Source organism: Prolixibacteraceae bacterium (assembly GCA_019856515.1).
GTDB classification, from domain to species: Bacteria; Bacteroidota; Bacteroidia; order Bacteroidales; family Prolixibacteraceae; genus Halosquirtibacter; species Halosquirtibacter xylanolyticus.
Map to the genome: position 1 here is coordinate 3,167,178 of CP082230.1, position 14,847 is coordinate 3,182,024.

Genomic DNA, 14,847 nt, shown 5'->3' on the forward strand with positions numbered 1-14,847 from the left:
GGACAGTTGAGAATTTACTATGATTCTGTTGGTAAAACATTGAATGACAAGTTTGCTGAAAATTTAGAGTTAAAGCTTGAAGATGATAGTTACAACTATGTGGCTTATTTACTGTCTGATGAAAATAGTAATTCGATAAAGGTTGCTAAATATAAAGGAACTAACAAGGTCGAATTAATTGAGCGTAATGAATATGGGCATTGCTCACTAATTAAAGCCACCAAAAGCGTATTGGATAAGCTTGAACTTGAAAATAAAACAATCACTGAAATAACTTCAAAAGAACGTAAAGAACAGCGTTTGTGGAATCCTATTGCCCTACGTGAAGCGGTGATTAATGCCATCATTCACAATGATTATTCAAATGAAGCCTCACCGCAATTTGAAATCTATGATGATAGGCTAGAAATAACTTCTGCTGGTGGGTTAGTATCAGGATTATCAAAAGATGAATTTTTTGATGGCTATTCACTGCCAAGGAATAAGGAATTGATGCGAGTATTTAAAGACCTTGGCATGGTTGAACAATTGGGTTCAGGAATACCAAGAATATTAGAATTTTATCCAAAAGATGGTTTTAAATTTTCTGATAATTTCCTGCGCATGACATTCAAAAAATCACTAGTGGAAAAAGCTATCCCCCAAGTTACCCCCCAAGCTATCCCCCAAGTTACCCCCCAAGTGGAAAAACTACTTGAGGTGTTAAGTGGAGAGATGAGTCGAACAGAATTACAAACAGCTATGGGACTTTCAGATAAAAAGAACTTCGTAAAATCATACCTAACCCCAGCACTCGAAGCAGGTGTTATTGAAATGACAATACCTGATAAGCCAAATAGCCAGAATCAGAGATATAGGGTGAAATAATATTATCCTAATGTAATAAGTACGTGATAACAAATATTGACGCATATATTTTAACTTAAAAAAGAAACGCATATTTGTATTCAAACATCTACTGAATTAGGTTGTATGGAGAGAGGTCCCCGAATTAACCTTAGATATAGATTATGATTGTATATTCGCTAATAGATTGACGGTAGAATAAATTTAAGATATTATCACTATAAAATATTCATCTATTGAACATATTAAACAAAGTATCCTTGAAATATCAACAAACTACGGAGGGAACCTATACAGATAGACTGTTCTAAAAGAGTGGAAGATGACTACATTAAATAGAGGGTATAAAGCAGGAGTGCCACCTCATTCAGATAGAGATATTCAAATACATTACAACGGTTACGAAAAGATATATCAAAGAATAGTATCATACAAGGGATGAACCGTAAATGTAATCATTGCCATAATGCCGTCAAGGAGAGTTTATTTAAATAGGAATATCTGATATGATTGACCAATATCATATGTAGTATCTATCTAGTAGAACATTAGACATCATTGATGAACACATAGAGAATAAAGGTTATAAACCAACAATGCCGCTGACATCCGATGCTTTGTAAACAAAAAGTTTACTCTAAAACATAGGGTACCATCGGCATTATAAACAACAAAGTGTAGGAAGTTTATTCCTTATAATTTCTTTACGTTGATAGCTTTTAAGCCTTTAAGGCCTTTTTCTGTATCAAACTCTACTTTACATCCAATTGGCTCTAAAGGACCTTCACAATCATTAATATGAACAAAGATGGAATCTCTTGTGTCTGAGTCAACAATAAATCCAAAGCCTTTATTAGTATCGAAGTTACTTAGCTTACCAGTACGTCTACCTTTTTTCTCGCGGAACTCTGCTTTAGGAACAGCAATCTCGATACTCTCAATATCGATTTCTTCCTTTAATGTAGGATCTGGCTGCGTAGAAGTGATCACTCCATTCTCATCCACCCAAGCAATCATATCATCAAGAGATGATTTTTTACCAGACTCTTTTCTCTCTTGCTTACGTTGCTCTTTATCTTTACGTTTCTTTGCTTGCTTGTTTCTTACTTCTTTTTTATTGAATGATTCTTTGGATCTTGCCATTTATGTAAGCTTATTTTTTTCGTTTAAAAACAATTATTATACATATTACTCAAACCTTAAAGCACCAGTGAATACTATTACGAAGAGAATTCTAGAAGTAAGATATGGAGACAAAAAACTAGAAGTGATTCGAATCGAATCTATATTACAAGTAGGGTAGAACCTAAAAGCCTTCAGAACGAAGGACTAAAATAACTCCAAATAAAGTCGACAGGGGTGATATATGTGTCGACAATGCAAATCACGGATCTGCATATATCGACAAAAATTTATCAACCCAAAAGCATATATAAAAATAGTATGCTTTTGAGTTTTAATGATAACCAAAGGTTACGTTTTATTACAAACGCGTCTTAGTCGATCACTTTAACGTTAACAGCGTTAAGACCTTTTCTTCCTTGCTGAACTTCGAATTCAACTTTATCATCCTCACGGATCTCATCGATAAGACCTGAAACGTGTACGAAAATGTCTTCTCCTGATTCTGATGATTTAATAAAACCGAATCCTTTTGTCTCGTTGAAAAACTTAACTGTACCTTCTTGCATTTTTACTGCTACTTTAAATGGTTAAAAACTTTATCTATCCAAAAAATCGAATAAGATCAATCAAATCCTATTCTCAAACAGTTTTCACTGTTCATACACTACACTAAATAAAATAAAGTAATGATTTAATAAAATTGCGAAGAAGAGCAGAACTCAAAAAAAATCAATTATACTATAAATACCACCTAAATTATTTTGATAGGTATCCTTTTACTGGACGACGCAAAGTTAATACATTAAATCAAGATACCAAATGTTTCCACCTGACCTTTTTACAAGAAAATGCAACATCTAAACAACAATGTATCTGCTACTTGTCCATTTAAAGGCAGAATGAATGGCAATCTTATTAAAATAGCTCAACAAAAAAACAGTCGTTTTTACAAAATAATTGAAACGTTTTTTTTATTTAAATCTTTAAATTGAATATCAAAGTTGAACATTATTGGGTAAACTATCCTCCCATGACAAGCAAGAATGTAAACGAGTATTACTAAATGAGAGGGTAATGGCAACATATATTTAATAGGTAAAAAGTCATGTTCATCAACAAAAAATGGAGTTTCATGTAAAAAATTGACCAATAAAATTGTCATATTCTATATTTGAAAAAGCAAACGATGTTGGTTGTGAATAAATTTAAAATGTTGCTTTTCCTTACAAATAAAAGCTTCATCATAAGCAACCAAATCAAACTCTTTTAACCTAATACTCTTACTCTTTGATTTTAATAAACTGTTATTCGTAACAGTGAAAGGGAGCATTCTGATGAGTGCTCCCTTTTATTTTTACTCTATTTAATTCATTAGATGTTTCAATGATACATAATATTTGACAACAAAAAATATACCTTTGTATCTGCACATCATGACATCATTACAATAAAAACAAATTTTAAAATGAAGAAATTCGCACTTTATCTTGTATTGTTTGCAGGTCTTACATACTCATGTAAAAACAAGCAAAAAACTAATAATGAAGAGGTAACGCAAGAGGCTACAGAGATTACTGAAGAGGCTGAAACTGCAGAAGTAGCAACAAAAACTGTAGAAGTTAAAAAAGAGCCCGTAATCGAAAAAAAGAAGCCAGCTAAAAAAGTAGTTAAAAAGCAACCGGTTGCTCCAGTAGAGAAAAAAAAGGTTGCTGTTAAAGCTCCTGAAAAAAAAGATAAAACGATCACCTTAAATGAAGGAACAAAGATCAAAACAACATCTGCTGCCGTAATTGACACGAAAGACCTTACTGAGGGACAAGAGATCCTTTTAAATATAAAAAAGGATGTCGTTGCATCTAATGGAATCGTTATTACGAGAGGATCGCAAGCAAAGGCAGTAGTTAAAGCCATTCAAAAAGAGAAAAAAATGAGTGGCGTTTCAAAACTAGACCTTGTTTTAACTCAAATTACAATCCAAGGGAAAAAGTATGCTGTTGGAAGTGATTTGCTACATTTTCAAGGAAAAAATAGAACATCAAACACTGCAATCAAAGCGGGTGTTGGTGCAGGTGTTGGTGCTGCTGTTGGTGCATTGGTTTCAAAGAAAAAAGGAAAAGGTGCTGCAATCGGTGCTGCAATCGGCGCTGTAGCAGGAGGAGCAACAAATGCTATTGCTAAGAAAAAATCATTAGTTCTAGACGAACATACAGAAATGATCTTCACCCTATCAAAAGTATTGAAGTTCCAATTTAAAGAGAACTACTAAATATACTTATCCCGATATAATTATGAAATGATATCCAAAACTTATTGTTATATTTTGTTTAGACATGGTACAAAATGGAAGCATCGCTTTCCTACGGTCATATCTTTTAACGAAGGATAAACAAACAATAACAACAGCAAAGATATAGCCCATTTCATGATTTAATTGGTATTATATCCCCAATTAAATTTGAAGGTTCGTTTAATTAAGGTGATTTTACCTTAATTAACGAACCTTTTTACATTCTTATTTGTGTTATTGGTATGTACACCAACACAATGAAGTTATGAAATATATGTTTTTATTTATCATTGGGATCTTCTCTTTGATGACCTTAAATGCACAGACAAAGGTTGAAGACAATACAACTTCTAGTCCTGCTCTCATAATTGAAGTCAAAGACTTTGACGAACAAAAGCCCATAGAAAAACTTCGTATTCGTCTCTCTAATCTAATTGCGATACAAAACAAATGGCAATTTCTTGACGAACAAGTAACAAATAGAGAAGGGGTAATAAATCAATGGGACAATACAGAAATAAACGGATTAATCGAACTAAAAATCTATATCGCTGATTTTTTTAGACAACGGAATGAAGAATCTATCTTCCCATATATTATCATCCATATTTATAAAGAGAAATTGAAATCAAACAGATTAAAAATATTGATTTCAAAAGATGCCTATAGTATTGAACAGCAAAATATCACGAGCGAATAAAAAGATGCTCACATCTTAAATCCCTACAAATAGGGATGACATAACCCCCCTCTCCTGACACCCCTCAGGTCCATATAAAACTACAACACAACCATTTACATATAAAAACTACCGACTACAATTTTTCACATATATTAGGGATTGTAACTACTACTAAAACCCTGTTTCTTTGATTCCCATATTATAGCTACCAAGATTATAATTTCTTAAGACCAAAGAAATCAAATAGAAAACAGGGAAAAATGAAACAACTATCAATATTAATGGTGTTAATCGTTACTTCGTTGTGCACATTTGCTCAAAATGGAAATGCGCCTGATGCTTTAACGTATTTACAATATGATAAAATCCGTATTGGGGGATATGGTGAATTTCTTTACCAAAAGATGGATTATCATGCGGATCAGAATTCAAGTACAAATGGAGCCATTGCAGCCAACAGAGGGTTAGTGGATATCCCTAGGGCAGTTTTCTCTTTTGAATATAAGTTTACTCCCTCTATCGAATTTGTCACAGAAATAGAGTTTGAACACCTTGGAACAGGTTCTGCATTAGAGATGGAATACGAAGAGGCTGGAGAGTATGAAAAAGAGGTAGAAAAAGGAGGAGAGGTGATGCTAGAACAAGTTCATATCACTAAGACATTTGCTCCATGGTTTCGTGTAAGAGCTGGACATATGATTGTTCCAGTCGGAAACACCAACCAACGCCACCTTCCACATCAATTTTTCGGAACAGTAAGACCAGAGTCTGAAACTGCTATTTTACCTTCAACTTGGCATGAAACGGGCATCGCTATATTAGGAGCATACAGAAAATGGAGTTATCAACTTCAAGTCGTATCAGGTCTCACAGCGAATGGCTTCGACCGTAAGGGCTGGATCAAAAATGGAAATCAAAAGATGATGGAAACCACCATCATGACCTCTCCCGCGTACGTAGCAAGATTAGAAAGTAGACACATCAAAAACTTAATTCTAGGTGCTTCATTCTACACTGGAAATACCACAAAGAATACGCTTAAACCTGAATTTTTTAAAGATGATGAAAAAGGGAATGTACGCATTACATCCGCAGACTTCACTTTCAATAATAATAAGTTCATCGCCAGAGGTAACTTCCTCTATGGAAATCTTGAAAACGCAGGAAAAATCACGTTAGTTAATTCAGGTATTTCAAGTAAGAGTCAGTTCAAGAGAACTCCCGTAGCAAGGAATGCTATGGCTTGGTCTATAGAGGCTGGAGTTAACCTTTTCGGTTGGGGTAAAGCGCGCCCATCGAAACTTATTCCATTCGCAAGGTATGAGAAATTTGATAGCATGTTTAAAACAGACCCAGGCATTACGAAAGATGAAAGATGTAATCGAACAAAATGGAGTGTAGGAGTTAACTACTTTTTAACACCAACAGTTGGTCTTAAGATGGATTATGCCCAGCGATCATTCGGAAATGAAAATCTTAGAAAAGAGAACACTTTTGGAGTAGCCATAGTCTACTCTGGCTGGTTCTTCTCAAAATAATAAAAATCTATTTGGTTATAGTTTAGGTGAAGAGGGCTACACTTCAATCCGCAACAGAAGTGTAGCCACACCATTTTGTAATCAAATAAATTCAATTACACTTATCAACTACAAATATAATCATGAAAAAATTAATTCAACTAGCCTTTGTTGCTTTAGCGATAATTGCTACAAGTTGTGAAAAAAAAGACGACACAACTTTAGAACAGACTAATACTGATATTTACGGTGGAATTCTTGACTCCTACGTTAATAAAACAGTTATTCCGACTTACAAAGGAATGAAGGACAACTCCAAAGACTTATTAACAAAGGTAAAAGCACTTCAAACAAACAAGACCGACGCAAATGTCGTTGAAGCATGTAAAGCTTGGCAGGCTACAAGAAAATATTGGGAACAAAGTGAGGCTTTCCTTTTTGGACCTGCTGATGAACGAAACCTAGACCCATATTTAGATTCATGGCCACTTGATTTAACACAACTAGAGCAAGTATTGGCTAGTAATGAAACTTTATCGGCTTCAAATATCAGTGATACTAAAGGTGCTCAACTTCGAGGATTTCACACCATTGAATATCTAATGTTCCGTAAAGGGAAAGCACGTGCTGCAGCAGAAATTACAGCAAGAGAGATGGAATACCTTTCAGGAGTGACTGAAGTACTTCGTAATGAGTGTGTCCTTCTTTATTCAAGTTGGGCAGGAGCAGAAAAAGGAACCAATGATGCAGAGATTCTTGAAGGAATAGACAAGTCTATCAGTGTACCTTACGGACCAAGTTTTGTCAAATCAGGAAAAGTTGGTGGAGCATACCCTATTCAAGTATCAGCAGTAGACCAGATTCTTCAAGGAATTCTAGATATTGCGGACGAAGTTGGAAATCAAAAGTTAGGCTCACCACACAAAAGTGGAAACCCTCTTGATGTAGAGTCTTGGTACAGTTGGAATTCATTACTTGATTTCCAAGATAATGTTCGTAGTATAAAGCACTCATATATTGGTGGTATTGATGCGAAAAACACAGGTGCTTCTCTATCTGATATCGTGAAAAAGAAAAATCCCGAATTGGATAAAAAGGTTCTTGAGAATATTGAACTCGCAATTAGTAAAATAGGTGCAATACCAAGCCCATTTAGAAATAACCTTACAGCAAACGAAGTTACTGTAGCAATGGAACAACTTAATGCATTGAACGATATCTTCACAAAAGAGGTTCGTCCAATCTTTGTTAAGTAATAACATAAACCACTTAAAGAGTCTGGGACGCTTTAAGTGGTTTTATTAAAACTCTATAGCCAAATGTTACAAAACTACTTCAAGATTATGCTTTTCGCACTCATACTACTCTCATGCGAAAGGGATGCAAACAAAGATGTCACCAAACCGGATATTAATAGTACGGTGAAAATGGCATCTGCAAGAGAATTGTCGGCTGGAGTATCTACGATCTTTACTGCGACAAGTAAAGCATACGACACCAATGCCGACTGGGCTTCAGGTAAGCTATATGATCGATTTCTTGATGGGGATGCACTCTATGACGACCCGCGAGATACGAGCGACGACCCACGTACAGGAGGACGAGGACCTCTATTCTGTGGAACATCATGTGGAAGTTGTCATAACAACAGTGGACGAACCAAATCTTCACTTATTAGAGATGGCGGAACAGGACCAGGTGACTTCTCTTCATTTCTTACATTTTTCAGAACACCTAATGATCAATACCATCGTAACTATGGTAGGGTTCTTCATGATCACGCGGTATATGGAATGAAACCTGAAGGTAAAGTACATGTAGAATATACAGAAGAGAAACATAAACTTCCAGATGGAACTGAATACTCTCTTCGAGTTCCTCGTTATTGGATTACAGACTTCTATGCTGAAGACATTGACATGAGTCAAGTGGAGATGACCGTAAGAACCCCATTACGTCATGTAGGAATGGGACAGATTATGGCATTGGACTTAGATGAAATTAGATCTTTAGAAAAGAAGCAATATCCAGAATATGGAATATCGGGAGAGATCAACTGGGTTTTTGAACGAGGAAAAAAACAAATCGGTTTAACAGGACATAAAGCACATCATGCCGACTTAACTGTTGAATTAGGATTCCTCTCTGATATGGGGATTACAAATCATCGTTACCCTCTTGAGATTGCTTATGGTCAGCCTCAAGTAACAGGAGAACAACGAATAGAAATATCCTCTGACGACATGGCTGATGTAGATCTTTATCTCCACTGTTTGGGGGTACCCTCTCGACGAAATATTAATAGCGAAATGGTCAAGTATGGAGAGAAGATGTTTCGAAAAGCGAAATGTCACCTTTGTCATGTAGAGACACTACATACAAGACCTGAAGGAGCAACTCTAATTGACGGAACCAATCTTCCATGGTTAGGAGGACAAACCATTCATCCATACTCAGACTTCTTAGTTCACGACATGGGACCGAAGTTAGGAGATGACTTTTCTCAGTATAATGCTTCTGGAGATGAATGGAGAACGACTCCTTTATGGGGAGGAGGACTACAAAAAATTGTTAATGGTCATACAGATATGCTTCATGATGGACGAGCAAGAAACGTATTAGAGGCCATTATGTGGCATGGAGGAGAAGGAGATGTCTCACGACAGATATTCTCTAACATGAATACAGATGACCGTCAATCACTAATTGCTTTTGTCAATTCTCTTTAAAATGTAATTTAGTAAAATAAATAAACAATGAAAATACAACAAAGATGAAAAGAGAAAGCAATATGTTGCCAGTAATGTGGAATAAAAGGAGTGATAAATGTCAAATGTCAATCTCTACTTTTACAAAAGAGAGGACATCTGAACACCACATGATGATAACCCCTCGTGGTATTAACAACTTCTACGAGCAGTATCAAGTTCTTAAAGAAGCACTACTGTCATTTATTCTTGAAAGAGGGAAAAAGAACTGTCATCTTGTATTTCAACGTATTTTCTTTAGTGATATCACCAATCAAAGTGAAATCATCACTGATGTAGACATGCTAAAAGACAATGGTATTGAATCAACCATTTCATGGGTACAACAACCTCCATTGAATCATGTTAAGTGTACTCTATATGCCTACCTTATCGAGACGGAAGAAGAGATGGTTATCGATCACTCTAATGCACCTCATCATACAGAGATTCACAAGGGAGCTTATAGCCATCTATGGAGTGGTAAATTGGTTTCTCAAGATAACGGAAGTTCATACCAACAAACAGAGAATATTTTTGCTGAATACCATAAATTACTTGAGGGGAAAGGCTATCATTTTTCTGACATGTGTCATCGTACATGGCTTTATGTAAGGGATGTAGACACCAACTATCAAGGAGTTGTAGAGGCAAGAAATGATTATTTCGATACCGTAGGATTGATTCCATCAAACCATTTTGTAACAAGTACAGGAATTGAAGGAAGAGATCTTGATGTAAAGAAAAATGTACTAATGGATGCTTATGCTGTCAAAGGACTTAGTAAAGATCAGGTAAGATACATTCAAGCATTAACTCATCTAAATCCTACCCATGAATATGGTGTCCGATTTGAAAGAGGAACTGCTATCGAGTTCGGTGACCGTAAACATATTTACATCTCTGGAACTGCAAGTATTGATAACAAAGGTGAGATCGTTCATCCCAACCATATCGTTCTACAAGCTGATAGAGCGATGGAGAATATCTCAGCATTGCTGAAAGAAGAGGAGGCAAGCCCAAATAATATCATGCAAATGATCATCTACTTAAGAGATGTGGCAGACTACTCAATTATTGAAACTTATTATAACGAACGCTATCCCAATACACCCAAAGTAATCGTACTAGCTCCTGTATGTAGACCAGGCTGGTTGATCGAGATTGAGTGTATTGCGATAAAGTCGATGAATAATCCGACTTTCGCAAATTTCTAAACTAGAACATGAAGTATATATCACTTATATTGGCAGTTATGTTTATCCTAACTGCCAATGCACAAAACAATAAAACAAACGAGAGCTATATTGAGAACGATCTTATTTCACTGAATGGAAAAGATGGAATCTCTTTTAAAACGGGTGCAGGCGACTTCCTATTTAAGCCTTATGTTTTAATTCAAACCAGAGCTCAGTTCAATTACTACGATGATGAAGGTCTAAGCCTAATGGACCAGGATAATGTTCTCAATTCTGGCTTTGCCATTCCATATGCATTAGTTGGTTTTGCTGGAACAGCATTTAATAAAATCACCTATAATATTGCATTAAACACTGCGGCATCAGGTGCTGCACTACTTAATCAAGCATGGATTGATATCAACTTAAAGTCATCGATACGATTTCGAGTCGGAAAATTCAAGACACCTTACAACCAAGCTTATCTTGTTCGTCTGGGACAAACACTCTTTCCTGTTCCACCCATGTCCATGCAAACGACAGTTAATATGCCTTTCGGACTTAACAGTGTAAACCCTAAGATCGCAACAGGCTTCGATATTGGAGTACAAATGCACGGGTTGGTAAACAACGTTTGGGACTATCGCATTGGTGTATTCAATGGCACAGGCATAGGAACGAATCAAGCCACGAAAACCTTAAGTGATGACTATAATATCCCATCACTGTTATACGCTGCAAGGTTGGCCTACATGCCATTAGGTCAGATGCCTCTTCATCAAGGAAGTCCAACTGATCTGCATAACCATAAAATGCTTTTCGCTCTCTCTGGATCTGCAAATATTGAAGCGAATGCAGAAAGTAGCAATGACTACAGGACTGGAGTCGAATTTGCATATCTAAGAAACAAGTTATACTTCAATGCAGAAGCTTATACCATGACCATGAACTATGTAGAGCGTCAAAAAACTGCGCCATTATATAGCTATTGGGGAGCATATGCACAAGCAGGTTACTTTATTGGAAAGAAACTACAACCAACAGTACGCATTGATTTTATGGATAGAAATTCAACTAAAGTAAATGGAACACTCATGGCAAACTCTATTGGTTTAAATTATTTTATTCTCAATAATAATTTAAAGATACAGGCTTTCTATCGCCACCTCAGCAAAATGGGACATGATACCGAATTTGAAGCAAACGATGATGACAATGGACTCTCAGAACACCAAGCAATGGTTCAGTTACAGTTTTCATTCTAATCATTTTTCTTAAACTCTTACCCAAGCTTTACTGCTTGGGTAAACCATTTATCTTCATCATGAAAAACGCAATAATACTATTTATTCTAACGATGACTTTTTGCTCATCGTGTTCCAATACTAGCGATACAACCCCAGATATAAATCTCGGTGGCACAATAACGTGCGATATATCACTTTCTAATCCGACTTTAGTAGCTAGTAGACAAAGATTATATGCATCACTATATAAAGGTAAACAAACGAGTGCTATTGAAACGATAGAGCTCAAAATGGAAACAAATCAACAATGTGTATTCCATAATGCTCCTGAGGGCAATTACACACTTAAGATTGAGGCCAAACAAGGGAAATCAATCAAGTCATCCATACTTGAAAAAGAAATTATTGTAACATTAAAAGCTCAAAATATAGATATTTCGGCTAATCTTGCTTCATTCCATCGTTTAAAGTATGGGCTATTCAAACAGTGCATCATGTGCCATACGGCAAATCTTGCAAGTGAAAATGGTCACCTCTCATTAGACCCAAATGATGCTTATTCAAATCTAGTTCAAGTCGATGCACATAAAACAAAGATGAAAAGAGTCACACCAAACGACCTTTCAAATAGTTTTCTCCTTAAGGTTCTAACAAAAAATATTGCATGGGATCATCAATATGAAGTCTTGGAACCGCAACAAATAAAGATGATTGAAACGTGGATAAATGAGGGTGCATTAGATAATTAAATTTATCTTGGCATAAATTATATAAATAATATGTTCACATAATTCAATTCTATACATAATGAAACATAAAATTTGTATGTTTGGTTGTTTATTAGCAATAACACTCGGAGGATGCTCCTACAATGAGATCGATTTTGAGAAAATAGAGACGGCTTCATATCAAGAAGATATCGTTCCACTGTTTAATGATAAATGTATTATGTGTCACAAAGATCGTGGATCTGCATTCTCTTTAGAAACACCAGGTGCATATGAGATACTAAAACAACGTCAATTAGTAAACAAGAATAATCCGACTCTATTAACAAAGTTAAAGGAAGGACATCCAACAAGTAGTAGTTTAAATGATAACCAACTGAAAAAAATTGAATTATGGATAAAAGAAGGCGCTTTGGAAAATTAGGCCTCTATATTCTCCTTTGTTTAGTCTCTTTTTCGACCCAAGGAAATAACCGAGCGAAGAGGGAGAGTAGAAGTAAAGAGTTGTTTCCTCTTTTTTGGGGAACAAATATTAATAATCTACAAACCTCACAAACATTACGTCAAGGAGATTTGCAACTACGCATATTTCATCGATTTGGTGCAATAAGTGATGGTGCATCAGAGATGTTTGGAATCTATTCTCCAAGCAATATCACCATGGGACTTGCTTATGGTGTGACTTCTAATTTCTCCGTAATATTTGATGCAGAGAAAGAGAAACGTTTTTATGACCTATCTCTTAAATATCGAATTCTTACGCAGAAATCTGATAATAGTATGCCATTATCTTTAACCTATATCTTGACAACAAGCTATAGTGGTATGGGAGAAGAGAACTATGGAGTAACCTACCATGCTGCCAATCGTTGGAGCTATTTGAATCAAGTGGTTGCAGAGAAACAGATTGGATATAAAACCAATGTGATGGCAGGGATCTATTATGCCCATCATAATGCGGCATTACCCAAGCAACCACATGATGCTGGGGCATTCTCTTTAGCAATGGGATATCGACTAATGAAAAAGTTAGGTCTATTTGCTACTTACCAGCACAACTTTGCGTTGGGATCACTAGCAGGCGAAAACAAGCGCACGGAGATTGGAAAAGATGGCTTCTCAACTGGAATAAGCTATGGGACACCAACCCATAAATTTCAGTTCTTTGTTTCCAATCAGTATGGAATTAATACAGGTGAAAATATTGCAAACAACCCTTACGATATCAGCATGGATAATCTAAGGATTGGATTTAATATTTCTGTAAGACTACATCATAAAAAGTAATAGTAAAAAATGAAATATCTTAAAACTCTTTTCATCTTAGGTTGTATTATACCCATCATTGCATGGATGCCAATACCAACTCAAGACCTAGGGGACATTACGTTTTCCACTCTTAACGTCGTTAAAAAAGACACTAAGAAGTGGTTTAAGCGTGAAGTAAAAATGGTTGGTGCCAATAAGAAAGAGTTATCCTTTGATGTAGAAATAACTTGGGATAGCCAAGGTAAATTCTCTGAAATTAAAGGTACTCATGGCTATGTACTCCAGAAGTATAATGGAAAAGTATTAAATGCGAAGCAACTTCAGAAGCTAAACAAGATTCTAACAGCACCAGCATCTCGTTTCTCTGAACTCAAGCTTCACTCTGGCAGTGCAAAAGCAAATGAAAATGAGCTATATGAGATTGATGCTTATAGCGGAGCAAGCGTAAAAGATAAGCCTAAATTAGAGTGGATTTCAGGTGCTGGAGAACTCTGTTATGTACTTTGGAATATCGTACATGGAGAAACGGTTCAAGAGATTACCTCTTTCAAATAATTAATGGTAGGTAGCTGAATGTTTAAAATTTAAACATTCAGCTACCTACCATTACAATCTTATAAACCAACCCTAAATGCTTAGCATAGTAACAACACCATAGTAAATACAATCCCATCATTTTGTCTAAATAAAGATCACTACAAGTAAAAATTAGATTTATTTAATCCAATTTAGCTATCTTAGCAGCGAAATGACCAAATGTATAAAGAAAATAGCTGCAATTACTTCCAGAATATTTATTCTTGGAATGTTGTTATGGATGCAAATGCTATCCATAGTGACGATGCACTCGCATACTTTGGACAATGGTGAAGTCATTTGGCACTTTCACCCTCTAAGCTCTCCTGATCAATCGGGAACCAATGGACATCAACATAATAACTGTACCAACTACCATGGTTTCTCATGGCAATCTATAACATGGTTACTTGCTGATAAACCTATCGTTCCTCCCGATACCATACACATTCAAAGTATCAATAAATGTGATCAAATCGATCGAATTGTACTTACAGAATGTCCGTCTATTAGACTCCGAGGACCTCCCTCATTATCTTAAATGAATTTCATCCATTATTTTAATAGATCTCGACACTTGTTATTTACATAAGTCGACCTCTAGCACTTGCGTACGACACAAAAAGTCAACTATTTGACCTCTTT

At 35.8% G+C, this 14,847-nt stretch carries 15 protein-coding genes; 13 read left to right on the forward strand and 2 right to left on the reverse strand.

Going from position 1 to position 14,847, the window contains the following annotated elements; genetic code table 11:
• Positions 1-6: 6 nt before the first annotated feature.
• Positions 7-867, forward strand: a complete 861-nt coding sequence (locus K5X82_11550; protein QZT35927.1) for a hypothetical protein — start codon at positions 7-9, stop codon at positions 865-867.
• A gap of 672 nt (positions 868-1,539) precedes the next feature.
• On the opposite strand, the gene K5X82_11555 is transcribed toward K5X82_11550, so the two are convergent.
• Positions 1,540-1,989, reverse strand: a complete 450-nt coding sequence (locus K5X82_11555; GenBank protein QZT35928.1) for a cold shock domain-containing protein — start codon at positions 1,987-1,989, stop codon at positions 1,540-1,542.
• 353 nt (positions 1,990-2,342) lie between these two features.
• Positions 2,343-2,537 carry a cold-shock protein gene (locus K5X82_11560; GenBank protein QZT35929.1) on the reverse strand — a complete coding sequence of 65 codons (195 nt, stop codon included), beginning with the start codon at positions 2,535-2,537 and terminating at the stop codon, positions 2,343-2,345.
• Positions 2,538-3,436: 899 nt separating this feature from the next.
• Between K5X82_11560 and K5X82_11565 the strand changes: the two genes are divergently transcribed.
• The 12 genes from K5X82_11565 to K5X82_11620 all read left to right on the forward strand — a co-directional run bounded on the left by K5X82_11565 (position 3,437) and on the right by K5X82_11620 (position 14,743).
• A complete protein-coding gene (locus K5X82_11565) occupies positions 3,437-4,237 on the forward strand; it encodes a hypothetical protein (GenBank protein QZT35930.1) in 801 nt (266 codons plus the stop codon).
• Between the two features lie 286 nt (positions 4,238-4,523).
• A complete protein-coding gene (locus tag K5X82_11570) occupies positions 4,524-4,958 on the forward strand; it encodes a hydroxyisourate hydrolase (GenBank protein QZT35931.1) in 435 nt (144 codons plus the stop codon).
• Positions 4,959-5,200: 242 nt separating this feature from the next.
• On the forward strand, positions 5,201-6,478 hold the full coding sequence (locus tag K5X82_11575) for a hypothetical protein (protein QZT35932.1): 1,278 nt from the start codon (positions 5,201-5,203) through the stop codon (positions 6,476-6,478).
• Positions 6,479-6,600: 122 nt separating this feature from the next.
• On the forward strand, positions 6,601-7,713 hold the full coding sequence (locus tag K5X82_11580; protein ID QZT35933.1) for a hypothetical protein: 1,113 nt from the start codon (positions 6,601-6,603) through the stop codon (positions 7,711-7,713).
• 63 nt (positions 7,714-7,776) lie between these two features.
• On the forward strand, positions 7,777-9,186 hold the full coding sequence (locus tag K5X82_11585; protein QZT35934.1) for a thiol oxidoreductase: 1,410 nt from the start codon (positions 7,777-7,779) through the stop codon (positions 9,184-9,186).
• 44 nt (positions 9,187-9,230) lie between these two features.
• Positions 9,231-10,421, forward strand: coding sequence for a hypothetical protein (locus tag K5X82_11590; protein ID QZT35935.1), 1,191 nt, complete (start codon positions 9,231-9,233; stop codon positions 10,419-10,421).
• An 8-nt stretch (positions 10,422-10,429) separates the two neighbouring features.
• Positions 10,430-11,647 carry an OprO/OprP family phosphate-selective porin gene (locus K5X82_11595; protein ID QZT35936.1) on the forward strand — a complete coding sequence of 406 codons (1,218 nt, stop codon included), beginning with the start codon at positions 10,430-10,432 and terminating at the stop codon, positions 11,645-11,647.
• A 272-nt stretch (positions 11,648-11,919) separates the two neighbouring features.
• Positions 11,920-12,378 carry a hypothetical protein gene (locus K5X82_11600; GenBank protein ID QZT35937.1) on the forward strand — a complete coding sequence of 153 codons (459 nt, stop codon included), beginning with the start codon at positions 11,920-11,922 and terminating at the stop codon, positions 12,376-12,378.
• Positions 12,379-12,436: 58 nt separating this feature from the next.
• Entirely contained in the window at positions 12,437-12,781 is a 345-nt protein-coding gene (locus K5X82_11605) for a hypothetical protein (GenBank protein QZT35938.1), read from the forward strand.
• Entirely contained in the window at positions 12,751-13,644 is an 894-nt protein-coding gene (locus tag K5X82_11610) for a DUF5777 family beta-barrel protein (protein ID QZT35939.1), read from the forward strand. Before K5X82_11605 ends, K5X82_11610 begins: the two co-directional genes overlap by 31 nt.
• A gap of 9 nt (positions 13,645-13,653) precedes the next feature.
• Positions 13,654-14,181, forward strand: a complete 528-nt coding sequence (locus K5X82_11615) for a hypothetical protein (GenBank protein ID QZT35940.1) — start codon at positions 13,654-13,656, stop codon at positions 14,179-14,181.
• 193 nt (positions 14,182-14,374) lie between these two features.
• A complete protein-coding gene (locus tag K5X82_11620; GenBank protein QZT35941.1) occupies positions 14,375-14,743 on the forward strand; it encodes a hypothetical protein in 369 nt (122 codons plus the stop codon).
• Positions 14,744-14,847: the final 104 nt, after the last annotated feature.

Coding starts and splice junctions, on each gene's coding strand:
- K5X82_11615 (QZT35940.1), top strand. CDS start 13,654: ATGAAATATCTTAAAACTCTTTTCATCTTAGGTTGTATTATACCCATC.
- K5X82_11560 (QZT35929.1), bottom strand. CDS start 2,537: ATGCAAGAAGGTACAGTTAAGTTTTTCAACGAGACAAAAGGATTCGGT.
- K5X82_11580 (QZT35933.1), top strand. CDS start 6,601: ATGAAAAAATTAATTCAACTAGCCTTTGTTGCTTTAGCGATAATTGCT.
- K5X82_11605 (QZT35938.1), top strand. CDS start 12,437: ATGAAACATAAAATTTGTATGTTTGGTTGTTTATTAGCAATAACACTC.
- K5X82_11600 (QZT35937.1), top strand. CDS start 11,920: ATGGAAACAAATCAACAATGTGTATTCCATAATGCTCCTGAGGGCAAT.
- K5X82_11595 (QZT35936.1), top strand. CDS start 10,430: ATGAAGTATATATCACTTATATTGGCAGTTATGTTTATCCTAACTGCC.
- K5X82_11570 (QZT35931.1), top strand. CDS start 4,524: ATGAAATATATGTTTTTATTTATCATTGGGATCTTCTCTTTGATGACC.
- K5X82_11555 (QZT35928.1), bottom strand. CDS start 1,989: ATGGCAAGATCCAAAGAATCATTCAATAAAAAAGAAGTAAGAAACAAG.
- K5X82_11565 (QZT35930.1), top strand. CDS start 3,437: ATGAAGAAATTCGCACTTTATCTTGTATTGTTTGCAGGTCTTACATAC.
- K5X82_11590 (QZT35935.1), top strand. CDS start 9,231: ATGAAAAGAGAAAGCAATATGTTGCCAGTAATGTGGAATAAAAGGAGT.
- K5X82_11620 (QZT35941.1), top strand. CDS start 14,375: ATGACCAAATGTATAAAGAAAATAGCTGCAATTACTTCCAGAATATTT.
- K5X82_11585 (QZT35934.1), top strand. CDS start 7,777: ATGTTACAAAACTACTTCAAGATTATGCTTTTCGCACTCATACTACTC.
- K5X82_11610 (QZT35939.1), top strand. CDS start 12,751: ATGGATAAAAGAAGGCGCTTTGGAAAATTAGGCCTCTATATTCTCCTT.
- K5X82_11575 (QZT35932.1), top strand. CDS start 5,201: ATGAAACAACTATCAATATTAATGGTGTTAATCGTTACTTCGTTGTGC.